Source organism: Streptomyces olindensis (genome assembly GCF_040645895.1).
In the GTDB taxonomy this organism is placed as follows: domain Bacteria; phylum Actinomycetota; class Actinomycetes; order Streptomycetales; family Streptomycetaceae; genus Streptomyces; species Streptomyces olindensis.
In genome coordinates, this window is the sequence record NZ_JBEYZD010000035.1 from 16,900 (window position 1) to 40,079 (window position 23,180).

Here is a 23,180-nt window from a genome sequence, read left to right on the forward strand (position 1 = left end):
TCACCCGCCCGTCTCGATCCGCACCCGGTCCGCCAGCGCCTCGCAGACCCGGGCGGCGTCGGCCGCGTCCGTGCCGTCGGCGATGACGTATCCGGCGCGGTCCTGCGAGCTGCGCACCGGGTGGACCCGGTCGCCGACCTCGACGTCCAGCCGGATCTCGGCGGTGGTGCCGTCGGTGTCGGGCAGGGTGACGCTCCGGACCGTTCCGGGCGGTGGGGTGAGGAAGCGGATGGCCGCTCCCCGGCGGGCGACGGGCGGGTCGGCGGGCGGCCGGAGCAGACCGAGCGGGCAGCCGGCGGTGAGGGCCACCACGTCCAGTCCGTAGGCGCGGCGCAGCAGTTCGCGGATCTTGTCGCCGCCGATGCGGTTGTGCGACTCCAGGATCCGGGGGCCCTTCCGGGTGATCTTGACCTCGGTGTGGGCGGGGCCCTCCGTCAGGCCGACGGCGTCCAGGAAGGCCCGGACGAGCGCGGCGGTCTCCGCCAGCACGGGCGGGGGCAGAGCGCTCGGCTGGGTGTGCCCGGTCTCCACGAACCCGCTGCCGACCAGCTTGTCGGTCACCGCGAGCACGGTGTGCTTCCCGTCGTACGAGAAGCTCTCCACGCTGATCTCGGGCCCGTCGAGGTACTCCTCGGCGATCGGCCCGCGCCCGCCCGCGGCCTCGAACGCCCGCCAGACGTCCTCGGCGTCCTGCGGCCCGGCCACCTCGAAGACGGCCTGACTGCTGGTGCCCGCCGCCGGCTTGAGGATGACCGGCCCGCCCGTCGTACGGCAGAACGCGGCGAGGTCGGCCGGGCCGCGCGGGGCGGTGGTGAGCACGGGGCCGATGCCGCGGGCGTTGAGCAGGTCCCGCATGCGCCGCTTGTCCTGCAACAGCTCCACGGTGTGCAGGGAGTTGCCGGGCAGGCCGAGCCGCTCGGCGACCGCGGCCGTCGGCAGCAGGCCCCGTTCGGTGAGCGACAGGACGCGGGCGAAGGGGCGTTCGGCGTGCAGCGGCGCCAGGGCCGCGTGCAGTGCGCCGGTGTCGGCCAGGGGGGCCGCCAGTGCCGTGTCGGCCTCGGCGGCCACCGGTGGCGCCGGCTGCGCCGCGTCGTGCACGAAGACGGTGTCGATGCCCAGGGCGCGGGCAGCGCGCACCAGTTGCGGGGTGCCCGCGAGCACCGCGATGCGCGGTGTCGCGGGCACCTGCTGCCCGAAGGTCATGCCACGGGCTCCGGCTGTGCGTCCCCGGCGGTCGCCGCCTCGGGCGCCACCGCCTCCGGGTCGCCGAAGCGCTCCTTGAGGTAGGCGATGATGTCGGCGTTCTCCCGCAGCTTGCCCGGGATGACCGTGGCGCCGTCCACCAGGGCCGGGATGAACTTGCTGCCCGTGGTGCGGATCAGCTCGTGCCGCTCCTCGCGCGGCTTGGGCACGTTGATGTTGATGTAGGAGACCTGGAGCTTGGTGAGCAGTTCGCGCACCGGCTTGCAGTCCGGGCAGGTCTCCCGCTGGAACAGGACGAGCATCAGCGGCCCTCCTCGTGGAACGTACGGATGATCTCGCCGACGCCGGAGCCCGGCGTGAACGTGTGACCGAGGTCGAGCAGGGCCATCTCCAGGGCACCGAAGATGCCGCTGAGGTCGAGGGCGTCGGCCGCGCCCACGTGCCCGACCCGGATGAGCTTGCCCTTGAGGTGTGCCTGGCCACCGGTCATCGTGACACCGTACGAGGTGGACAGCGTCTTCAGCAGCCGGCCGGTGTCGATGCCCTCGGGCGCGAGCGCCGAGGTGATGACGTGGCTGCGCCGGTGCGGGGCCTGCACGAAGGTGCTGAACCCCAGCTTGAGCAGCCCGCGTTCGGCGGCCTTGCCCAGGACGGCGTGGCGCCTGCGGAAGGTCTCCATGCCCTCCTCGTCCAGCATCTTCAGCGACTCGTGCAGGGCGAGCAGCAGGGACACCGCGGGGGACGAGGACGACATCGGGTAGAAGTGGCGCAGCCGCTCGAAGGACCAGTAGTAGTTCGGTCCACTGGAGCGCTCGACGGCCGTCCACGCCTTGTCGGACAGGGCGACGAAGGCGAGCCCCGGCGGGAGCATGAAGCCCTTGTGGGAGGCGGCGAGGACCACGTCCAGGCCCCACGCGTCCATCTCCAGCGGGTGCACCAGCAGACCGCTGATGGCGTCGACGACCACGACCACGTCGGTGTCGCGGAAGATCCGCCCGATCGCCTCGACGTCGTTGAGGGCACCGGTGGAGGTCTCGCTGTAGACGACGAACGCGCCCTTGATCTCCGGGTGCTCGCGGTAGGCGGCCGCCACCCGCTCGGGGTCGGCGCTGGTGCCCCAGTCGCTCTCGACGACGTGGACGACGAGGCCGTACGAGGTGCAGATCGCCTGGAAGCGCTCGCCGAAGTAGCCGTTGGAGACGACGAGGACCTCGTCGCCGGCCGAGAAGCAGTTGGCGACCGCGGCCTCCATCGCGCCGGTCCCGGAGGAGGCGATGGTGTACACGGGGGCGCTGGTGCCGAACAGCGGGGGCAGGCCGCCGCTGATCTCGTGGATCAGCTGCTCCATCTCGGTGGAGCGGTGGTGGATGATCTCGCGGGCCCCGGCCAGCAGCAGGCGCTGCGGGACTTCGGTGGGCCCGGGTGTGGCCAGCCGCAGTTTCACCGGCTGTTCTCCTTGATCGTGTCGGTGTCGGGGACGGGCGCCGCGGTGCGGGGCGCGTCGACGAAGACGCGCCGGGTGGCGGGCTTCAGGTCGAAGTCGAAGAGCACCACGCGGTGGCTCGGCGACATGGCGAGGCGGCCCTCCCGGAAGGGCACGAGCAGGCTGGTGCCGAGCAGCGACGACTTCAGGTGGGAGAAGCCGTTGGGGTCGGCGGTGGTCAGCTCGTGCAGGTAGCGGCTGCCGTCGGCGGGGGACTCGGGGGCGATCCGCTCCAGGGTCCGCAGCAGGTCCTGCACGGCGCCCGGCTCGTAGCGCATGACGGTGAGCCCGATGGTGCTGCCGTGCGCGAACACCCCGGCCAGCCCGTCGCCCGTGCCGTGCTCCTGGAGCGTGGCGGCGATCCGGTCGGTGAGGTCGTAGTGGGAGTTGAGCCCGGTGCTCTCCACCGTCAGTTCGATCACCGGGCCACCTCCGCGGGCCCGGCGATCGCCGCCGGCGTGTTCTCGGCCGTCAGGTCGCCGGGGCCGGTCAGCGTCCAGGCGGGCACCCCGGCGAGGACGTCGGTGATGCGCGCGACCTGGGCGGTCTGGGCGGCGCGGCCGTCGTCGAGGTAGTGGTGCCAGCCGGCGTTGGCGCCGTCGAAGGCCGACTCCACGTTGGCGCGCAGCACCTCGGCGTGGTCCGCGCGGTTGCCGGTCAGCGGCTCGACGACCGTGTGCTCGCCGGGGCCGATGGCCGGGTGCAGGATCGCCGCGACGGGCACCCGCACGCCGACCGGGGCGCTCGGGAAGCGCTCACGGAACGGCAGCGGGTCCACCGCGAACTTTCCCACCGGGGAGAACGCGTGGCCGTCGGCGGGCACGTAGTCGTCCCCGATGCCCGCGATCTCCCTGAGACCGGGGTACTTGGCGACGGTGCCGTAGCCGAGGTGCGGGTAGTCGGGCCAGCCGGCCGCGACGACCGAGCCGTCCGGCAGCTCGTGCAGCACGGTCTTGTCGCCGCTGAGCACCTGGTAGCCGAAGTGCTCCACCAGCTCCAGGAGCACCGTGCTCTTGCCGGCGCCCTTGGCGCCGGTGACCAGGACGACCTCGCCGTCGCGGTAGGCGGCGGTCGCGTGCAGCACCGCGGCGCCGGTGTTCTCCTGGTGCTTCAGCACCAGGTCGCGCACCAGCTCGACGAGGTCCATGTGCCCGCCGGCGCCCAGCGTCACGTCGATCACGCGGGCGGCGCGGTCGAAGCGGAAACGGGTGCCGGTCTTGGTGCACTCCAGGTACTCCCGGCCGTCCGCCTCGGCGCGCCGGGCCGGCACGGTGAAGAACTCGCTGGCGCTCTTGCGGAGGTAGATGTCCTCCTGCACGGTCCCGGCCGGCGGCGCGAGGCGCTCCGCGTCCGGGGTGTGCACGCGCAGCGTGGCGACCGGCTCGCGGCCGGTCTCGTCGGGCTTGGCCTCCTCGGCGGTCAGGTGCGTGGCGAGGAAGGCCAGCGCGTCCTCGACGCCGGCACCGGGCGCCACCTCCAGGTCGAGCCGGGTGCCGTGGAAGTCCAGCCACAGGGTGGTGGGGCGGGTGGTCACTGTGCGGCCTCCGCGAGTTCGCGTCCCAGGGACTCGTAGCGGTCCTGCTGTTCCAGCATCTGGGGCATGCGCTGCAGGTCGAAGATCTCCTTGAGCGGGGCGAGTTCGGGCTCCACGTTCAGCGTGGTGCCGTCCCGCATGATCCGGGTGAGGGTCTCCCGCATGGCCCGGATCGAGCTGCGCAGCGCCTGGTTGGCGTAGATCGCCATGGCGAAGCCGCGCTGCTCCAGCTCCTCGACGGTGACCTGGTTGTAGGTGGTCGGCACGACGATCACCGGGAGGTCGCCGCGGTAGGCCTCGCGGAAGGCGAAGACCTCCTCGGGGTCCTTGCGCTTGGAGTGGATGAGCAGGGCGTCCGCCCCGGCCCGCTCGTAGACGTCGGCCCGGCGCAGCGCCTCGGCCATGCCCTGCCCGGAGATCAGCGCCTCCAGGCGGGCCACCACGAGCATGTCGGTGCGGGTCTCGGTGGCGGCCCGGATCTTGCCCGCGAAGTCGTGCAGCGGGGCGAGGTCCTGGTTGCCCTCGATGAAGCTGTTGAGCTTGGGGAACTGCTTGTCCTCGATGCACACGCCGGCCACGCCGCGCGCCTCGTAGGAGCGCACCATGTGGATGACGTTGTTGACGTTGCCGAACCCGGAGTCGCAGTCCGCGAGGACGGGGATGTCCACCGCGGACGCGAGGTCGGCCGCCGCCTCCAGGCACTCGCCCATGGCGAGGATGTTGGCGTCGGGGACGCCGGCCGCGGCGGAGATCTCCAGGCCGCTGGACCAGACGACGTCGAAGCCGGCCTCCTCGGCGAGCCGCGCGCTGAGCGGGCTGTGCGAGCCCATGGCACGTGTCAGTCGCGGGGCGGCGAGCGCCGCGCGCAGCCGCTGTGCGGCGCTCGCCGGTGCCTCGTTCCGTTCCTGCGGTCGTCTCCCGGTCATGCGTCCCCTCCGTTGGTGTGTTCGGTCTGTCCGGCGAGTTCCCGGCACACGTCCTCGACCGTCTCGTCGAGGACCTTGCGCGGCCGGGCCGCGCCGATCCGGCGCCCGACCTCCCACGGGTCCAGCCCGTGGCGGGCGCTGATCTTCTCGATGCGGTCCTGGAAGTAGAAGTGGTGGTCGTTGATCCCGGCCGCGATCTCCGCCCGGCGCACCGTCATCGGGCGCGGCAGCACCTGCTCGGCCACGTACTCGGCGGCTTCGCAGACCAGGGGCAGATCGGCGTGGGTGTCGTACTTGGGCCACGCGGTGAGGAACGCCGCGGCCTGTTCGGTGGCGAGGTTCCCGGCACCCCGGGCCATGGCGCACAGCGACGCGTCCAGCCAGCTCACGCCCGCGTCCAGACCGGCCACGGCGTTGGCCGCGGCCAGGCCCAGGTTGTTGTGGGCGTGGAGGCCGAGCGGTGTCGGCAGCCGCTCGGCCAGCAGCTCGATCCGCCGGCGGACGTCGTCCGGGGTGAGCGCGCCGAAGGAGTCGGCGATGTAGAAGACGTCCGGCGCCTCCGCGGCGACGACCGCGGCGACCTCGGCCAGCTGCTCCAGGGTGGTGTAGCTGACGGCCATCAGGTTGACGCCGACCTTGAGGCCGAGCGCCCGCACGGCACGGACGTACTCCGGGACCCCGTCGATGTTCCACGGGTAGGCGGCGACGCGCACCATGGACACCGGGCTGTCTGGCAGGTCGTCCATGGCACTCACCGGGCACACGGTGGGGACGACCATCACGGCCAGCTCCGCGTGCGAGACGGCGGGCAGCGCCGCGAGGTACTCGGGCGTGCAGTGCGCCGAGGGCCCCGCCGTGGCGCTGGCCTTGCTCCCGGAACCGCCGCGGTAGCCGACCTCGATGACGTCGACGCGGGCGGCGTCCAGGGTGCTCACGATGGTGTGGACGTCGGTGGCGGTGAACTGCCAGTCGTTCTGGTTCCCGCCATCGCGCAGGGTGCAGTCGAGCAGGGTGGGTTTCACACGGCTCCTTCCAGATGCGCCGCCGGGTCGGCCAGTTGGGCGCGGAAGCGCTCCACCAGCTGCTGCGGCGTCTGTTCCACGCGCTTTCCGGCGGGGTGGCTGCGCGGCTCGCAGCGGATCCGCAGCAGCGTGGGTGTCCCGGTCAGGTCCAGGGCGGCCAGCTGGTCGAGGTCGTCCACGGTGTGGGCGGCGGCGTAACCGGCCGCGAGGGCCATGGCCGCCGGGTCGCCGAGGGCGACGGTGCGCTGGCCGCCGGTGCTCTCGTGGGCGCCGTTGTCGAGGACGACGTGCAGGAGGTTCGGCCGGTGCTCGGCGACCATCGGCAGACAGCCCGGGTTCATGGCGAACGAGCCGTCGCCGTCCAGCACCAGCACCCGGCGGTCCGGGTGGGCCAGGGCGATGCCGAGCCCGATCGGCGCGGCCATGCCCATGGAGCCGACGAGGTAGAAGTGGTTGGCGCGATCGCGGATGTTGTACACGTCGCGCGTGATGTAGCCGCAGGTGGTCACCGTCAGGGCGGTGGACTCGCGTTCCAGCAGTGCGCCCAGGGCGTCACGGATGTCCAGCACGCTCAGATCCCTTCCCGGACGATCAGCACGGCGGTGCTCCGGCCGGAGTCGTACTGTTTGAGGAACGCCTCCGCGGAGTCCTCGGGGTGCTCGTTGTCCAGCACGGTCCAGGGGATCTGGAACACGTCGAGCAGGCGGGTGAGTTCCCGACCGATGACGTCGTGCTCGACGGCGTCGTTGCCGTCGTGGCCGCGCCAGCTCACCACGATCGGCAGGTGGACGTCGTAGATGAGGTTGAACGAGGTGAGGACGTTCAGCGAGTAGCCGAGGCCCGAGTTCTGCATGAGGACGACGGGCCTGGCCCCCGCCACGGCGAGGCCGGAGGCCACTCCGAGGGCGCTGTCCTCGCGTGGCGCGGGGATGTAGGAGGCCGGACATCCGGGGTCCTCCAGCAACCGGAAGAACCCCTTGAGCAGGGAACACGGTACGCCGGTGAAGTGTGAATGGCCCCGGGCGAATAAGGCGTTGAACAAGGTTTCCGCGACGCTGGCCCCGGATCCTGCTGTCAACGAAGGTTCAGGCAGCACGCATGACCTTTCTTTTGCGAAGCACGGACGTGATCACGCCCGGCGAGGAGCGTCTCCGTGCCCCCCGGCGGTGTGGATGGTGCATGACGCCCAAGGGAATCCGCAATGACATTCCGGAATACGGACAGGTGAATTCCGAGGGACTGATTCGGGCATATCGTGCGTTCGGCGGGCTTATGGGCGGGTGCTTAATCGGCCGATCTTGCGAATGCAATGACCGAATCTCGATGTTTGAAGTGCGGTGGCGCGGTATCGGGGATTCCGGGGATGGGGAGGCCGCCGGCTCGTTCGCCCTTCCTGTGCGGCGTCTTTGGGGGGTGCGGGCCGACGTGCGGCCGCCCGCGCTGTTCTTGACGGATCTCTCCGACCTGCGTGTTTTCGGTCATTGAGGGTGGCGTGACGGCGTGACCGGGGCGGGGAACCGGTTGTCGGGTGCGGTGGATTCGAGTCAATGGAGGTGTGGGGTATCGGCTGCCTCACGGGCAGCTCTGTGCGGACGGGATTACAGGATCAGTAGGTGCAATCCGGGCGCCCTGAGTGGGTGTGCCGACCGGTATGCCTGTATCGCGCACTTTCTTCGCGGCGGGTTGCAGTGGGTTGCAGAGTGGCTGGATTGCGGTAGGCCGGAATATTCCCGGCCGTGTACAGTCGCCGCCATTGATGTGCGGATGCCTTCGGAAGGGGGCCCCGGGATTCCGGGGCGGAGGCGACTCGCCGCAGCGCGTCGACAGCCGGGTCCGGTTTGTTTCGATGCACCCACCACCCCACACAGCGCCGTGCGCGGGTGTCTCCCCTTCGCCCTTTTCCGGCGACTCTTCTTTTTGCTTTCAGGTTCGTTTCGACATGCAACGGGGATGATTCATGCGTGCCGCAGAACAAGACAGTGGTATCGGCTTTGTCAATGACGAAGCACAGGCGGCGGTCGAGGCGGCCGAGGGAATCATCGACGAGGCCTCGGGAAATGACATCGACGAGGTGTTCGGCCAGGCGTGGTCGGACGACCGGGTGGCGCACCTGCTGGAGCGGCTCGCCTCGGACTTCGTGCTCGACAACACCTACCGGGAACAGCACCTGAGCCTCACGGCCAGCGAGAACTACCCGAGCAAGCTGGTGCGGATGCTCGGCAGCGGACTGCAGGGCGGCTTCTACGAGTTCGCCCCGCCGTACCCGACCGAGGCGGGTGAGTGGGCCTTCCCGGACTCCGGCGCGAACGCCTCCCTGGTGGGGAAGCTGACCGGGATCGGCCGGCAGCTGTTCGAGGCGGCCACCTTCGACTGGCGGCCCAACGGCGGCTCGGTCGCCGAGCAGGCCGTACTGCTGGGCACCTGCGGGCGGGGCGACGGCTTCGTGCACTTCGCGCACAAGGACGGCGGCCACTTCGCCCTGGAATCGCTGGCCGCCGCGGCCGGCGTCAACACCTACCACCTGCCGATGGTCGACCGGACGCTGCTCATCGACGTGGACCGGCTGGCCACGCTGTGCGCCGAGCACCCGGAGATCAAACTCGTCATTCTCGACCAGTCGTTCAAGCTGCGCTGGCAGCCGCTCGCCCAGATCAGGGCCGCGCTGCCCGAGGGCGTCTTCCTCGCGTACGACGCCAGCCACGACGGCGCCCTGATCGCGGGCGGGGCGCTGCCGCAGCCGACGCTGCTCGGCGCGGACGCCGTGCACGGCAACACCCACAAGACCATCGCCGGACCGCAGAAGGCGTACATCGCCTTCCGGGACGCCGACCACCCGAAGCTCAGGGCGGTGTCCGACTGGGTCTGCCCGCAGATGCAGAGCAACTCGCACGCCGAGCTGATCGCGCCCATGTACGTGGCCCTGTCCGAGATCGCCCTTTATGGCCATGACTACGCGCGTCAGATCCTGGCCAACTCCCAGGCCCTCGCCCACGGCCTGCACGAGGAGGGGGTGCGGGTCTCCGGGGAGTCGTTCGGGTTCACCGAGACCCACCAGGTGCACATCATCACCGGGTCGGCCGCCGACGCGCTGCGCCTGTCCCTGGGCGACCTGGCGCACGCCGGCATCCGCACCACCAACATCGAGGTACCGGGCGCCAACGGGCTGCACGGCCTCAGACTCGGCGTCCAGGCGATGACCAGGCGCGGGCTGCGCGAGGCGGAGATGCGCGAGGTGGCCCGGCTGGTGGCCAAGGTCGTGCTGCGCCGCGCCGAGCCCACGGCGGTCCGGGCCGAGGTCGCCGACCTGCTCCGGCACCACACCCTGGACCGGCTCGCCTACTCCTTCGACGCCTACGTCGACTCACCGGCCGCGGCGCGCCTGCTGGGGGAGGTCTTCCGATGAGCACGGCGACTCCGGCGAACACGTCGGGCCCGACAGGGACTTCGAACACGGCGGGCCCTGCGGGGGCGGTGCCCCGGGCTGGCACTCCGGCTGTGTCCGGCACGGGTGGTGCGGGGGGTACGACGACTCTGGCCGGCGCGGCCGCCGCCGCGGTCGCCGACGCGGATACGGTGCCCCGCCCGAGCAGCCCTGGCCTCGCGGTCGGTGCGGTCGGTGGCGCGGATGCGGTGCCCCGCCCGAGCAGCCCTGGCCTCGCGGTCGGTGCGGTCGGTGGCGCGGATGCGGTGGCCCGTGCCGGCAGCGCAGGCGTCGCGGTCGGTGCGGTCGGTGGCACGGACACGGTGGCCCGTGCCGGTACTGCCGCCGCCGCGGTCGCCGACGCGGATACGGTGCCCCGCCCGAGCAGCCCTGGCGTCGCGGTCGGTGCGGTCGGTGGCGCGGATGCGGTGACCCGTGCCGGCAGCGCCGGCGTCGCGGTCGGCGCGGTCGGTGGCGCGGATGCGGTGACCCGTGCCGGCAGCGCAGGCGTCGCGGTCGGTGCGGTCGGTGGCACGGACACGGTGGCCCGTGCCGGTACTGCCGCCGCCGCGGTCGCCGACGCGGATACGGTGCCCCGCCCGAGCAGCCCCGGCGTCGCGGTCGGCGCGGTCGGGGCGGTGGTGTCCGCCGCCGTACTGGCCCCGGCGGCCCCGGTGGACCCGGTCGCCCCCGCGGGCAGCGCTGGCCCGGACTCGGTCGCGGGTCCGTCGACCCACCGGGCGACCCGGCACCCGCTGCCGCCCGGCGTGCTGGGTGCCGCCGTGCGGCCGCGCCGTGCCGACGTTCCGCACGCCGTGATCGGCGCGGAGGTCTGGCACACCGAGTGGGCCCGCCCGCTCCTGGAACGGCTCGAACTGCGGACGGTCATCGCCGACGAGCGGCTGACCTGCGAGCGCGTGCTCGACACGCTCGCCGCCCAGTCGGTGGCGTTCGTGTGCGAGGAACTCCCGGTCAGCGGCCTCGCCGCGATGACCTGGGCGGCCCGCCGCACCGAGGCGCTGCGCCGCGACGACCCGCTGCTCGGCGTGGTCTTCATGGTCGAGGACCCCCGCGCCCTGGACCCGCGCGCCCTCGGCCCGCTGGTGCGCACCCTGTCGCCCGGCGACACGGACCTGCCCGACTTCCTCGCCGAAGTGCAGCGCGTACGCCACGAGTACCACTGGGAACTGCGCAACCGGCGCCCCGGCACACCACCGGCCCGGGACGCCGCGGCGCCGCCCGCCCGGTGGACGGGGACCGTGCCGAACTTCAACGTGAAGCACCCCTCCATGCTGCTGCCCTACGCCCTGCTCTCGGCGCGCACCCGGCGGGAGGTGTACTGCGAGATCTCGCCGCAGGAGGCCCTGCTGTTCGTCGCGGACAGCGTCGGCCGGGGTCCGGCCGCCGCCGTCGCCGGGGTGTTCACCACGCTCCGGCAGGACGTCGACCGGCTCAACACCGCGCTCGGCTCCCGGCTGCGGCTGCACCTGGACCACGCGGACGACCACGAGGTGATCCAGGCCGCCTGCGAGGCCGGGTTCGACTCGGTCATGGTCGACGGGTCCGGCCGCACCCTGCACCAGAACGTCCTCTTCACCAACGCCGCCACCGAACTGGCCCGGCGCTACGGCGTCCTCGTCGAGGGCGAGATCGGCTCCATCGACGGGGCCGGGCTGCGCAAGTGGAACAAGACGACCCCGAGCGACTTCACCCGGTTCGTCGAGGACACGGACCTCGACCTGGTGGGCGCCCACGTGGGCCAGTTCCACAGCTTCGACTACGGCTTCGCCGCCACCCGCCGCTCACTGGCCGAAGTCGGCCTGATGGACGACCGCGCCACCGGCGACGACCTGCACGCCTTCGCCGAGGCCTGCGCGCGCGTCGAGAAGGACCTCACGGACTCCGGGCTGCCCGGCTACTCGGCCGAGCACCGGCTGGTGGCCGCACTCGCCCGCCGGGCCACCACGGAAGCGGACGGACCGGACGCCGGGCCACGGCTCGACGCGGTGTTCCGCGAGGCCCGGACCCGCGTCCCGGTGTTCCAGCGGCCGCTGCTCGACGCCCTGGAGAGGGAGTGGCTGGAGCGCCGGCTGGCCAAGGTCCGGCGCAAGACCGACCTGTGGGACGAGGTCTTCGCCACGGAACCCGCGCGCGAGCACCGGTACGCGGCGATCGACCACGGACTCGTCCAGACCCTCACCGGCGTCCTCCAGGGCACCGGTCGCGCCCTGGTCGTGCACGGCGGCAGCTCGATCTCACGGGTCGACCTCGCGTCCCTGCCGGCACACGGCGTCGCCCGGGTGAACTTCGGCAGCGGGGTCTACGCCGACTACCTGGAGGCGCTGCGCGCCCATCTGCCCGTCGACCTCACCGCGGACCCCGATGCCCCTACGGGGGACGGGACTTGGAAGCACGTGCGGCGCATGTCGTACCTTGCGGAGGCGACGCGTGACTGGCGGTCCTGGACCGACGCGCCGCCGTCCTTCGTCGACACCTTCGTCAGCCGGCTGGAGCGGTGCTACGCGGCCCCGCTCCGTGGCCGCACGCCCGCCCAGGCCCCGGGAGGCCGCAGTTGAGTCCCTTTGAGCAGATCCTCGACCTTCTCGACCGGGAGAAGGCCACGTACCGCGTGGTCGAGCACCCGGCCGAAGGGCGCTCCGAGGAGGTGTCCGCGGTGCGCGGCACGACCGTGTCGCAGGGCGCGAAGGCGCTCGTGTGCCGGGTGAAGGGGATCGAGTCCCCGGCGGTGCTGGCCGTGCTGGCGGGCGACCGGCGCGCGGACCTGAAGAAGGTCGTCGCCGCGGTCGAGGGCAAGAAGGGCGGGTTCGCCCCGTCGGACCTGGCCGAACAGCTCACCGGCTGCGTCGTCGGCGCCATCCCGCCGCTGTCGCTGTCCGGCACGCTGCCGGTCGTGGTGGACGCGGAGTTCCTCGCGGCCCACGAGGAGATCGCCTTCAACGCGGGCCGGCTGGACCGGTCGGTGGTCATGGCCACGGAGGATTACGTCCGGATCGTGGCGCCCGCCGTGGCGCCCATCGCGGCGCCGGTGGTCCCGGCCGCCGCGGAGTAGGGACCGACACGAATCAGAGCAGGGACCGACACGAATCAAGGGGGGTGCGTCGGCATGCGCGTGCGCATCGGGGCACAGTTCGTCGCGCTGGCGTGCGCGTGGGGCTCCAGTTTCCTGTTCATCAAGGTCGCGCTGGACGGCATGACGCCCGCGCAGGTCGTGTGGGGCCGGCTGGTGCTGGGCGCGCTGGCGCTCTGCGCGGTCATGGCCGTGACCCGCAGCAGGATCCCGCGGGACGCCGGGCTGTGGCTGCGGCTGTCCGTGGTGTCCGTGCTGCTGTGCGTCGTGCCGTTCCTGCTCTTCTCCTGGGCGGAGCAGCACCTCGACTCCGGCATGGCGAGCATCCTCAACGCCACCACCCCGCTGCTCACCCTCGCGGTCGGCGCGGTCGCCCTGGCGGACGAGCGGCTCGACAAGCGCCGTACGACGGGTCTGCTCGCCGGGTTCGCCGGGGTGCTGGTGCTGATCGGCCCGGGGGGACTCGCCGGTGGCGGCGGGCACCTCCTGGCCGAGCTCGCCTGCCTGGGCGCCACCGCCTGCTACGGCGTCGCCTTCGTCTTCCTGCGCCGGTACATCACCCCGTACGGGCTGCCGGCGGTCAGCGTCGCCTTCGTGCAGGTCACCATCGGCGCGCTCATCATGCTGGCCGCCACCCCCTGGCTGGCGGCGCCCGCGCCCCGCGTCGACGCGCCGATCGCGCTGAGCATGCTGGCGCTGGGTGCCCTGAGCACGGGCCTCGCCTATCTGTGGAACAACAACATCGTCCAGGCGTGGGGCGCGGTGAACGCCGCCGCGGTCACGTATCTCACCCCGGTCGTCGGTGTCACGGCGGGCGTGGTCCTGCTCGGGGAGCGGCTGACGTGGAACCAGCCGCTCGGGGCGGTGCTGGTCATCGCCGGGATCATGGCGGCGCACGGCACGCTGCCCCGCCCGGCGCGGCGACGGCCCGCCGCGCCGGAGCCGGCGGTGGGGCCCGGGGCGGCCGCCACCCCCGTGGAGGAGCGCGCGGCCCACTGAGCGGGACACGGCCCCCGCGCCGTCCGGCGGGCCCTGCCCCGTGCCCGTCGCTCCATGGGCGTGGAACTGCCCGAGCCCGCCGCGGCCGTCACCCCGTGGCCAGTTTCGCGGCCCAGGCCTCCCAGGCGGGCTGCTCGCGGTCCCGGACCTTCGTGGCGTCGGGACCGTAGAGGTGGCCGCCGACGACGATCGCCGCGGTGCCGCCCCACTCCATGGTGGTGAGCTCGAAGATCCCGCCGACGGGCTCCGCCGTACGCAGGGCGACGGCTTTGGCGCTCACCGCTTCGACGGTGCCGCGCAGCCGCGGTGCCGTCCCGGCCGTCTCGGCCTCCTGGCCGGGCCGGATCCCCGAGAGCCCGGCGGCCGCGAGCACGTCGGGCGCGGGCACGCCCTGCGGCAGCTCGTGCATGACGAGGAGGGTCGTGGTCGGCAGCCCCGCGAAGTGCGTCAGGTAGGTCCGCAGGTTGCGCAGCGCGGCGGTCCAGCCCTCGAACGTCCCGTCGATGTCGTCCTGCCAGTCGTCCCCGCCGGAGAGGAACCCCGAGGACAGGCGCACCACGCAGGTGTCGCCCGAGACGGCCTCCACCAGGACCTCGGTGTTCCAGGGCGGGACGGGGACGCCCGGCCCCTGCCAGTCGGGCTCCTCGTAGACGAGCCGGTGCGGCGGTTCCCAGGCGGTGACGACACCCTCCGAGGCGCCGAACGAACCGTGGTGGGTGACGAAACGCCCGCCCTCCCGCGGTTCGACCTCGGCCGGCACGAACCAGGCTTCGACGCCGGGGCCGGTGGCGATGGCCTCCCAGACCTGCTCCGGCGTGCCGGGGACCTCGACCTCGGCGACGGCGCGGTAGCGGCCGTCCTCGTCGTCGAGACGGCTGTGCACGTCAGTCATGGTGCTCCTCCTCGGTGGGGGGCAGCGGATAGGCGCCGATGACGAGGCGGTGGGCGCGGCCACCCGGCGTCCGCTCGTCGTGGTAGCGGGCGACGACGCCCGTCACGGCCGCGGCGAGGTCGCGCGCGAAGTCCGCCCGGGCGGCGGGCGACGCCAGAGTCACGTCGGTCTGGAGCGCGAACGTCTCGACGCGTCCGCCCGTGCGCCGCGAACGGGACAGCAGGGAGCCGAGGTGCCGGACGGTCTGCGCCGCGAGCGCCAGGAGGAACGCGGCCGAGAGACGGTCCGGACGCTCGCCCGGTTCCGGTGGCGCCGCGGGCCCCATGGCCTCGGGGGAGATCACGTACGCCCGGGCCGTCGCCACCACGAGCCGCTCGGTGATCCCGCCCCACCGCCGTTCACCGGCGCTGACCACGAGCCCCTGGTCCTCGAGCTGCCGCAGGTGGTAGTTGACGCGCTGCCGGGGCAGGCCGAGCTCCCGGGCCAGCCCGCTCGCGGAACGTGGTTCACGCAGGTGGGCGAGGAGCCGGGAGCGCACCGGGTCGAGAGCGGTGATCGCCTGGTCGGAAGCGCGGATGACCTCCACGGGTGCTGTGTCCACAGCACCACTCTGGCCTTGACAAATAAATTTGTCAAAGGGGCCGGCCGGCTTCTCGTGCTTCGGCTCTTCGTGGGTTCGTCCGGCCGGATCTTCGTGGCTTCCGCCAGTACGACCCCCCGCCGGGGTGCGGGAAGACTGCCCGCCAGGGCTGCGGCGCGACACCACGGACGGACCACAGGGGAAGGCGGCACGATGGGCGTGCAGCAGTACGACGAGATCGGTGAGGCGTTCGAGGGCTTCAAGTCCCTGCCACTGGCGCACTACGCGGAGGTCCCCGGCTTCCTGGCCATGGTCGGGGACGTGCGCGGCAGGTCGGTCCTCGACCTGGCCTGCGGCACCGGCTTCTACAGCAGGGAGTTCCGCCGGCGCGGTGCCGCCGAGGTGCTCGGCGTCGACATCTCCGGCGAGATGGTCGCCGCGGCCCGGCGACTGGAGGAACGCGATCCGCTGGGCGTGCGCTACGAGGTGGGCGACGTGTCGGCGCTGCGTCCCCTCGGGCGGCGCTTCGACGTCGCCACGGCGGTCCAGCTGCTCAACTACGCGGAGGACGTCGCCGCCATGGAACGGATGTGCCGCGCCGCGCACCGGCACCTGGTGCCCGGCGGCGAGTTCTTCGTGCTGGCCCAGAGGCCCGAGTTCCGCTTCGACGGGCCGTCACCGGCCCGGTACGGCTTCCTCGCCGAGCCGACCGGCGAGCAGGCCGGGACCGGACCGCGCGTCCGCATCACGGCGCTGCTCGACCCGCCGATCGAGTTCGTCACCACCTGCCCGCGCCGCGAGGTCTACGAACAGTGCCTGGCGGCGGCCGGGTTCCGCGACCTGACCTGGGTCCCGCTGGAGGTGTCCGACGCCGGCCTGCGCGCGTACGGCGCGGAGTACTGGGCGGACTTCCACGCCAACCCCCCGCTGGAGATGCTGCGCTGCCGCGCCTGACGACCGCCGCGGGACGTCCCGTACGGCCGGGCCGCACCCAGGGCGGCTCGGCCGAACGGCGTAGACGCGTCGCGGTCCGACAGGCGTACTTAAGGGGTCCTTATCGTTAACGGATAGCATCGCGCGTCAGCCCGTCAGCCGCCGACCGGGATGAGGTGAGGACATGGGGGCGCCCACGATCGCCGTCGCCGTGGTCACGATGGGCAACCGGCCGGAGGAGGTCGACGCGCTGCTGGAGTCGGTGGCCAAGCAGGACGTGCCGCCCGAGCGGATCGTGATCGTCGGCAACGGCTGCCCGCTACCGGAGTTCGCCCGGCGGCTGTCGCTGCCCGGGGAGGTCACCCTCATCGAGCTCGACGAGAACGTCGGCTGCCCCGGCGGGCGGAACGCGGCCCTCGCGCGGCTGCGGGAGTTCGGTGACATCGACGTCGTGGTGGACCTGGACGACGACGGTCTGCTCGTCGACGCCGATGTGCTGCGCCGCGTCCGGGACCTGTGCGCCGCCGACGACCGGCTCGGCATCGTCGGCTTCCGCATCGCCGACGAGCTGGGCGAGACCCAGCAGCGGCACGTGCCCCGGATCGGCAACTCGGACCCCCAACGGGGCGGGTACGTCACCGGGTTCCTCGGCGGCGGGCACGCGCTGCGGATGGCGATGCTCGACGAGATCGGCGACTGGCCCGCCGAGTTCTTCTTCGCGCACGAGGAGACCGACCTGGCCTGGCGCGCGGCCGACGCGGGCTGGCGCATCCTCTACGCGCCCGAACTGCTGCTCCAGCACCCGAAGACCTCGCCTGCCCGGCACGCCATCTACTACCGCGTGAACGCCCGCAACCGGGTCTGGCTGGCCCGCCGCCGGCTGCCGCTCCCGCTCGTCCCCGTCCATCTGGGCGTCTGGGTGCTGCTCACGCTCGCGCGGAACCGGTCGGGCGCCGGGTTGCGGGCGTGGTTCGGCGGATTCGTGGAAGGCGTACGGGAGTCGGCGGGAGAGCGGCGGCCCATGCGCTGGCGTACGGTGTGGCGGCTCACCCGGCTGGGGCGTCCGCCCGTCATCTGACGCGGGACGCGGGACGCCGGACGCGGGACGCCGGACGTTCGGACGGCGGACGCCGCGGGCGTCGAGTGGTTGAGTGGGCCCCGGCCGTTCACCTCCGCCGACCGGGACCCGGATCCGGCCGCGGCGGCGACACTCCCCCGAGTTGCGCGTCCAGACGCGCGCGCCGCCGGGCCAGATCCGATGTAGTGATCACATCAGGCTTTGCCAACGGATCGCTAACATGTGGCCAACGGTTCTCCGTTGCGTCGTCTGCCGATTGGCGTGAAGTAGCCGAACCAAGGTCGAGGAAGGCCGGGGCAGCGGCGGATCCCGGCGGAGGACGCGAGGCCGAAGGTGACGGAAAACCGCTGTCCAGGGGGCGGGAACCCGTCACGGTGGGGAATCTCGTCCAGGGCGGCGAATCGGGAAGGCGGGGGCGCGATGGGGGCGGCATCTCCCTGCTCGGGCAGCGACAGGGGGCCCGACGGGGGACCGGGGGAGCGGTACGGCCTGCGGTTCGGGTTGCGGTTCGGGCTGCTGGGACCGCCGGTGCTGTACGACGACGTCCCGGGCGGTGCCGGGAGCGGCGCCACCGCCGGGAGTCGCCGGGGTGACGGGGCGGCCCGGGCCATCGGGAGCCCCAAGACCCGTGTCCTGCTGGCCGCGTTGCTGCTCGACGCCGGACGGGTCGTCTCCGTCGAGTCTCTCAAGGACGCGCTGTGGGGAGGGGCCCCGCCCGTGTCCGCGCAGGCCTCGCTGCACAACCACGTGGCCCGGCTGCGGCGGCTGCTGGACGACCCCGAGCGTCTGCGGACCGTGCCGTCCGGGTACGTGCTGCGCGTCGACGAGGGCGAGCTGGACGTCCATGTCTTCGACGCCCATGTGACCGCGGCGCGTGCCGCGCACACCGGCCGGGACTGGCAGCGGGTCGTCGCGGAGTGCGGGGCCGCGCTCGCCCTGTGGCGGGGCGCGCCGCTCGCCGGGCTGCCGCCCGAGGTGGGCGGCTACGCCTTCGCGCGGCGGCTGCGCGAGGCACGGCTGCTGCTCCTGGAGTGGCGCCACGATGCCGAGTTGGCGCTGGGTGGTCCCCGGCTCCACGAACTGGTCCCGGAGCTGGCGGCGTTGGCCAGTGAGTATCCGCTGCGGGAGGTGTACCACCGGCAGTTGATGCTCGCCCTGCACCGCACCGGCCGCCGCGCCGAGGCCCTCGCCGTCCACCGCGACCTGCGCACCCGCCTCCTCGACGAACTCGGCATCGAGCCCGGACCGGGCGTGCGGGAGGCGCACGTGGAGGTACTGCGAGGGTCCTTCACGGACGCCGGTTCGACAGAACCGCCGACGCGACCGCTGCGGTCGCCTGAGGGCGTGGGGTCGGGGGGCGAAGGTTCCCGGTCGTCGGAGGGCGTGGGGTCGGAGAGCGGTGGCCCTCGGCCTTCGGAGGGCGCGGGTTCCGGGGAGTTCGGTTCGCGGCCGTCCGTGTACGGCGTGGATGTTGGCTCGGGGGAGTGGGGTCTCGGGTCGTCCGTGGGCGCGGGTGGTTCTGGTTCCCGGTCGTCTGGGGGCGCGGGTTCCGGGGAGTTCGGTTCGCGGCTGTCCGTGGACGGCGTGGATGTTGGCTCGGGGGAGTGGGGTCTCGGGTCGTCCGTGGGCGCGGGTGGTTCTGGTTCCCGGCCGTCTGGGGGCGCGGGTTCCGGTGAGCGCGGTTCCCGGCCGTCCGTGGATGCCGTGGACGTGGGCTCGGGGAAGTGGCGTCACGGGTCGTCCGTGGGCCCGGGTGGTCCTGGTTCCCAGCTGTCGGAGGGTGCGGGTCCCGAGGAGCGCGGTTCCCGGCCGTCTCCGGGGGCGGGTCCCGGCGAGCGCGGTTCCCGGCCGTCTGCGGACGCGGATCCCGGCGGACTCGGTTCCCGGCCGTCCGTCGGCTCGGATCCCGGCGAGCGCGATTCCCGGCCGTCCGTGGGCCCGGCCTCGGGGAAGCGCGGTTCCCCGTCGCCCGGGGGCGTCGGCCCGAGTGGCCCTGGCTCTCGGCAGACGGCACGCATGGACCCGGGCGCCCCCGGCTCCCAGCGGTCCGCAGCCCCGTCCCCGAGCATCCCCGCCCCTCAGCCGCCCCCGAGCACCACCCCGGCAAACCACCGCTCCGGGGAGCCCACGCCCGACCCAGCCCCTGCCCCCGCCTCGGCACCCCGTCCCGCACAACTGCCCCCACCCCCAGCCCACTTCACCGGACGGGCCGCCGTACGTGACGCCCTGAGCCGCGCCCTCACCGCACCCGGCCCGCATCCCACCGCAGTGATCAGCGGCATGCCCGGTGTCGGCAAGAGCGCCCTCGCGCTGCACGTCGCGCACGCCGTGGCGGAACGTTTCCCCGATGGGCAGCTCCACCTCGACCTGCACGGCGCGACCCCGGGCATGACCCCTCTCGCCCCGGGCCAGGCACTCACCGCCCTGCTGCGCGACCTCGGCGTCGAACCCGGCCGTATCCCGGAACTCCCGGACGCCGCCGCCGCGTTGCTGCGCTCCCTGCTCGCCCCGACCCGCACGCTCCTGGTGCTGGACGACGCCGCGAGCGCCGCCCAGGTGCGGCCGCTGCTGCCGGGCGGCGCCGGCTGCGCGGTGATCGTCACCAGCCGGTCACCGCTCACCGCCCTCGACGGTGCCGCCCGCTTCCCGCTCGCCCCGCTGTCGGACGAGGAGAGCGCCGACCTCCTGCGCGCCGCCTCGGGCCGCGACGGCCTGGACGGCTCGGACGCAGCCCGGCGCCTCGTCGAACTGACCGGCCGCCTGCCCCTGGCCCTGCGCGTCGTGGCCGCCCGGCTCGCCGCCCGCCCGGCCCTCACCCCGGACGTCCTGGCCGTTCAACTGACCGCCGCGGACGGGCGGTTGGGGCACCTGGAGTACGACGACCTGAGCGTCCGCCGCTCCCTGGCCGTCGCCCAGGACGCGCTGGCCGCCTCCGAGCGCGAGGCCGACCGGGACGCGGCCCTCACCCTGCGCCGCATCGGCGCGCTCGACCTGCCCACGTACGGCGCCCCCCTGCTCGCCCGTCTCACCGGCACCGGCGAGAGGCGCACCGAGGCCGCCCTGGACCGGCTCGTCGACGTGGCCCTGCTGGAGGAGACCGCGTACGGCCGCTACGCACCGCACGACCTGGTGCGCGACTTCGCCCGCGAGCGGGCCGGAGAGCGGGAGGCGGACGCCGCCGACGCCGCGCTGCGCTGGTACGCCGCCGTCGCCGAGCGTGCCCTCGCCGCCATCCTCGGCCCCGGCCCCGACCAGGACGACCGCCGCCGCCCCACCGCGGACCGGCCCACCGGCCATCCGGCCCACACCGACGAGGTCGCCCCCTTCGACACTCCCGAAGAGGCCTTCGCCTGGGGCGACCGGGAGCTGGCGAACATCGTCACCCTGGCCGAGCGGCACGGGGACGACCCCTGCGGCCGGCGCGCGGCCCTGGTCTCGGTCCTGGTCCGGCTGGTGTTCCCCTACGCGCACCGCCGGGGACGGGTCGCCGAGATGGAGGTGCTCGGGCGGGTGGGCCTCCGGGTGGCGCGGCGGCTCGGGGACGAGGCGGCGGAGGCGTACGCGCTGGTCGACCTCGCGGGGCTGCACTTCCTGACCGGCCGCCACAGCGACGCCCTCACCCTCAACGACCGCGCGCTGGACCTCTGGCGGCGGCTGGACCACCCCTCCTGGATCCGGCGCTGCCTCAACAACCGTGGCCTGCTGCTGGAGGGGCTCGGCCGGCACACCGAGGCGGGGGAGGCGCTGACGCGGAGCCTGGAGTACGCCCGGCGACTCGACGACCCGTACGGCGAGGCCGTCACCCACAGCCACCTCGGCAACCTCTACGAGCACACCGACCCGCGGGCCGCCATCGAGCAGCACCGGCGGTCGCTCGCGCTCGGGGAGGAGATCGGCGCCGTGATCCTGCGCCACTCCGCGCACTGCAACATCGGCTACGCCCATCTGCGGCTCGGGGAACCGGCCGCCGCCCTCCCGCACTTCGAGGAGAGCCTGCGCATCCTCGGCGGCCAGGGCGACTGGCACGGCGAGTCCCAGACCCGGCTCGGCCTGGTCCGCGCGCTGCGGCTGCTGGGCCGCACCGGGCGGGCCGCCCACGAGTGCGCCGAGCTGCTGGGCCGGGCCGAGGCCCGCGCCGACCGCTACACCGGCGGTCTCGCCCGCCACCAGCACGGGCTGCTGCTGCGCGAGCGGGGGCGTCCCGGCGAGGCGCGCGAGGAGTGGGGCAGGGCGCTCGCGGCACTGGAGGGGACGGACGAGCACGCGGTGGTCGCGGAGCTGCGCGCACTGCTGGCCCCCGAGGGCTGACTACTTGGCGTCCGCATAGCACTCCACGACCGCCGTCGTGAAGGGGAACCGCACCGGCGTCTGCCCGAAGGTCAGCCGCCCGGCCAGGTCCGCCGCCTCGCGGATCGCCGCCACGACCGCCTCGGTCTCCTCCTGGGGGCAGTGCACGATCACCTCGTCGTGCTGGAAGAAGACCAGTTCGGCCGCCAGCCCGGCACAGGTCCTGCGCAGCGCGGCGAGCAGCAGCAGCGCCCAGTCGGCGGCGCTGCCCTGGACGACGAAGTTCCGGGCGAAGCGGCCGCGGGCGCGGGCGTTGGTGGAGGCGTACCCGGGGACCCACTGGCCGCCGTCGGGCCGGTCGTCCTCGGTGGCCGGGATGCCGGCCTCCTCCGTGGCGTCGTCCGTGCCCCGGGCGGCGGGCGGGCAGGTCCGGCCGAGGAAGGTCCGCACGAGCCGGCCCTCCTCGCCGGCCCGGGCCGCCTCGTCGACGTACGCCACCGCCCTGGGGAAGCGGCGTCTGAGCGCGGCGAGGTTCTTCAGGCCGTCGCCGGAGGTCTGGCCGTACACCGCGCCGAGCACGGCGAGTTTGGCCTGGGCGCGGTCGCCGGAGAAGGCGCGGTCGGAGACGGACTGGTACAGGTCGCTCTCCCGGCCGGCCACCTCCATGAGCCCCGGGTCGCGGGAGACGGCGGCCAGCACGCGCGGTTCCATCTGGTCGGCGTCGGCGACGACGAGCCGCCAGCCCGGGTCGGCGACCACCGCCCGCCGGATCACCTTGGGGATCTGGAGTCCGCCCCCGCCGTTGGTCACCCAGCGCCCGGTGACCGTCCCGCCCGCGAGGAACTCGGGCCGGAACCGGCCGTCGCGCACCCAGTCCTGGAGCCAGGACCAGCCGTGGGCGACCCAGATGCGGTACAGCTTCTTGTACTCGATCAGGGGTTTCACGGCCGGGTGGTCGATGGACTCGATCTCCCAGCGGCGGGTCGAGGAGATCTTGACGCCGGCCTGGGCGAAGGCCCTGATCACGTCGGCGGGCAGATCGGGGCGGACCCGTCTGCCGAACGCGGCGGACACCTCGTCGGCCAGCTCGGCCAGGCGGCGGGGCTCGCCGCCGCCCGCGTACCGCTCGCCCAGCAGGTCGTGCAGCACCGCGCGGTGCACCTCGGCGCTCCAGGGCAGCCCGGCGCGGTTCATCTCCGCGGCCACCAGCATGCCCGCCGACTCCGCGGCGGTGAGCAGGCGCATGCGGTCGGGGTGCTCGGCCCGCTCGTGCCGCCGCTGCTGCTCGGCGTAGACCGCGAGGAGGTCCGGCAGGGGCAGCGGGACGCCCTGCGGCTCGAACAGGGAGGACTGGGAGCCCGGTTCGGCGGAGCGCAGCGGGGGATCGGGCGGTACGGGGCCGCCGCGCAGCCGGGCCAGGGCGGCCGCGGCCGAACGGGGCTCCCCGTACCGCCCCTCGTGGCCGAGGAGGAGTGTCTCGGCGGCCTCGATGTCGTAGCACCGCTCGACTCGCACCCCCGTGGCGAGCAGGCGCGGGTAGACATCGGCGGTGGACCGCCACACCCACCGCGTGACGCCGGGACGGCTCCGCACGGCCTCGGCGGGATCGGCCTCCCGCCGCACCGGCCCGGCGGGCAGCCCGTCCGGGCCGAGGGGGGCGACGTCCACGCCACCGTCCTCGGCCGGGGCGAGTGCCCACCGGTCGGCCATGCTGCGAGTGTGCCAGGGGGGTCT

The 23,180-nt window shown here is 73.6% G+C and carries 20 protein-coding genes; 8 read left to right on the forward strand and 12 right to left on the reverse strand.

Annotated features, from left to right (window positions below):
- The 9 genes from ABZ948_RS22700 to ABZ948_RS22740 are packed head-to-tail and all read right to left on the reverse strand — an operon-like array spanning position 1 to position 7,264.
- Positions 1-1,203 carry an ATP-grasp domain-containing protein gene (locus ABZ948_RS22700; protein ID WP_359762234.1) on the reverse strand — a complete coding sequence of 401 codons (1,203 nt, stop codon included), beginning with the start codon at positions 1,201-1,203 and terminating at the stop codon, positions 1-3.
- Positions 1,200-1,505, reverse strand: a complete 306-nt coding sequence (locus tag ABZ948_RS22705; protein ID WP_359762236.1) for a glutaredoxin domain-containing protein — start codon at positions 1,503-1,505, stop codon at positions 1,200-1,202. The genes ABZ948_RS22700 and ABZ948_RS22705 overlap by 4 nt, the downstream gene beginning before the upstream one ends.
- Positions 1,505-2,647, reverse strand: a complete 1,143-nt coding sequence (locus ABZ948_RS22710) for a pyridoxal-phosphate-dependent aminotransferase family protein (RefSeq protein ID WP_359762238.1) — start codon at positions 2,645-2,647, stop codon at positions 1,505-1,507. Before ABZ948_RS22710 ends, ABZ948_RS22705 begins: the two co-directional genes overlap by 1 nt.
- Complete coding sequence (locus ABZ948_RS22715; protein WP_031115947.1) at positions 2,644-3,108, reverse strand: YjbQ family protein; 465 nt, start codon at positions 3,106-3,108, stop codon at positions 2,644-2,646. Before ABZ948_RS22715 ends, ABZ948_RS22710 begins: the two co-directional genes overlap by 4 nt.
- Complete coding sequence (locus ABZ948_RS22720) at positions 3,105-4,220, reverse strand: phosphoenolpyruvate carboxykinase (ATP) (RefSeq protein WP_359762240.1); 1,116 nt, start codon at positions 4,218-4,220, stop codon at positions 3,105-3,107. Before ABZ948_RS22720 ends, ABZ948_RS22715 begins: the two co-directional genes overlap by 4 nt.
- Complete coding sequence (locus tag ABZ948_RS22725; RefSeq protein ID WP_359762242.1) at positions 4,217-5,146, reverse strand: isocitrate lyase/phosphoenolpyruvate mutase family protein; 930 nt, start codon at positions 5,144-5,146, stop codon at positions 4,217-4,219. The genes ABZ948_RS22720 and ABZ948_RS22725 overlap by 4 nt, the downstream gene beginning before the upstream one ends.
- Positions 5,143-6,168 carry a hydroxymethylglutaryl-CoA lyase-like TIM-barrel protein gene (locus tag ABZ948_RS22730; RefSeq protein WP_359762244.1) on the reverse strand — a complete coding sequence of 342 codons (1,026 nt, stop codon included), beginning with the start codon at positions 6,166-6,168 and terminating at the stop codon, positions 5,143-5,145. Before ABZ948_RS22730 ends, ABZ948_RS22725 begins: the two co-directional genes overlap by 4 nt.
- Positions 6,165-6,737: a thiamine pyrophosphate-dependent enzyme gene (locus ABZ948_RS22735; protein WP_359762246.1), complete on the reverse strand. Its 573-nt coding sequence runs from the start codon at positions 6,735-6,737 to the stop codon at positions 6,165-6,167. Before ABZ948_RS22735 ends, ABZ948_RS22730 begins: the two co-directional genes overlap by 4 nt.
- A gap of 2 nt (positions 6,738-6,739) precedes the next feature.
- Positions 6,740-7,264 (reverse strand): thiamine pyrophosphate-binding protein, encoded by a 525-nt coding sequence (locus ABZ948_RS22740; protein ID WP_359762248.1) that lies wholly within the window; start codon positions 7,262-7,264, stop codon positions 6,740-6,742.
- An 83-nt stretch (positions 7,265-7,347) separates the two neighbouring features.
- Here ABZ948_RS22740 and ABZ948_RS22745 point away from each other — a divergent pair, with 83 nt between their 5' ends.
- The 5 genes from ABZ948_RS22745 to ABZ948_RS22765 all read left to right on the forward strand — a co-directional run bounded on the left by ABZ948_RS22745 (position 7,348) and on the right by ABZ948_RS22765 (position 13,676).
- Positions 7,348-7,653, forward strand: coding sequence for a hypothetical protein (locus tag ABZ948_RS22745; protein WP_359762250.1), 306 nt, complete (start codon positions 7,348-7,350; stop codon positions 7,651-7,653).
- 472 nt (positions 7,654-8,125) lie between these two features.
- Complete coding sequence (locus ABZ948_RS22750) at positions 8,126-9,571, forward strand: PLP-dependent aminotransferase family protein (protein WP_359762251.1); 1,446 nt, start codon at positions 8,126-8,128, stop codon at positions 9,569-9,571.
- Positions 9,572-10,017: 446 nt separating this feature from the next.
- Positions 10,018-12,165 (forward strand): class II fructose-bisphosphate aldolase, encoded by a 2,148-nt coding sequence (locus ABZ948_RS22755; protein WP_359762253.1) that lies wholly within the window; start codon positions 10,018-10,020, stop codon positions 12,163-12,165.
- The gene (locus ABZ948_RS22760) at positions 12,162-12,659 is read left to right on the forward strand and encodes a YbaK/EbsC family protein (protein WP_031115938.1); all 498 of its coding nucleotides are present in this window, start codon (positions 12,162-12,164) and stop codon (positions 12,657-12,659) included. Before ABZ948_RS22755 ends, ABZ948_RS22760 begins: the two co-directional genes overlap by 4 nt.
- Positions 12,660-12,713: 54 nt before the next feature.
- Positions 12,714-13,676 (forward strand): DMT family transporter, encoded by a 963-nt coding sequence (locus tag ABZ948_RS22765; RefSeq protein WP_359762255.1) that lies wholly within the window; start codon positions 12,714-12,716, stop codon positions 13,674-13,676.
- Between the two features lie 88 nt (positions 13,677-13,764).
- On the opposite strand, the gene ABZ948_RS22770 is transcribed toward ABZ948_RS22765, so the two are convergent.
- Together ABZ948_RS22770 and ABZ948_RS22775 are read right to left on the reverse strand one after the other, a co-directional pair.
- Positions 13,765-14,568: an SRPBCC family protein gene (locus tag ABZ948_RS22770; protein WP_359762257.1), complete on the reverse strand. Its 804-nt coding sequence runs from the start codon at positions 14,566-14,568 to the stop codon at positions 13,765-13,767.
- Entirely contained in the window at positions 14,561-15,169 is a 609-nt protein-coding gene (locus ABZ948_RS22775) for an ArsR/SmtB family transcription factor (protein ID WP_359762259.1), read from the reverse strand. Before ABZ948_RS22775 ends, ABZ948_RS22770 begins: the two co-directional genes overlap by 8 nt.
- 192 nt (positions 15,170-15,361) lie before the next feature.
- On the opposite strand from ABZ948_RS22775, the gene ABZ948_RS22780 reads away from it, so the two are divergent.
- The 3 genes from ABZ948_RS22780 (at position 15,362) to ABZ948_RS22790 (ending at position 21,467) form a co-directional block, all read left to right on the forward strand.
- Entirely contained in the window at positions 15,362-16,102 is a 741-nt protein-coding gene (locus ABZ948_RS22780) for a class I SAM-dependent methyltransferase (RefSeq protein ID WP_359762261.1), read from the forward strand.
- 163 nt (positions 16,103-16,265) lie between these two features.
- The gene (locus ABZ948_RS22785) at positions 16,266-17,159 is read left to right on the forward strand and encodes a glycosyltransferase family 2 protein (protein ID WP_359762263.1); all 894 of its coding nucleotides are present in this window, start codon (positions 16,266-16,268) and stop codon (positions 17,157-17,159) included.
- Between the two features lie 489 nt (positions 17,160-17,648).
- Entirely contained in the window at positions 17,649-21,467 is a 3,819-nt protein-coding gene (locus ABZ948_RS22790; RefSeq protein ID WP_359762344.1) for an AfsR/SARP family transcriptional regulator, read from the forward strand.
- Here the strand turns inward: ABZ948_RS22790 and ABZ948_RS22795 are convergent, their stop codons facing one another.
- The gene (locus tag ABZ948_RS22795; RefSeq protein WP_359762265.1) at positions 21,468-23,156 is read right to left on the reverse strand and encodes a bifunctional 3'-5' exonuclease/DNA polymerase; all 1,689 of its coding nucleotides are present in this window, start codon (positions 23,154-23,156) and stop codon (positions 21,468-21,470) included.
- Between the last annotated feature and the right edge of the window lie 24 nt (positions 23,157-23,180).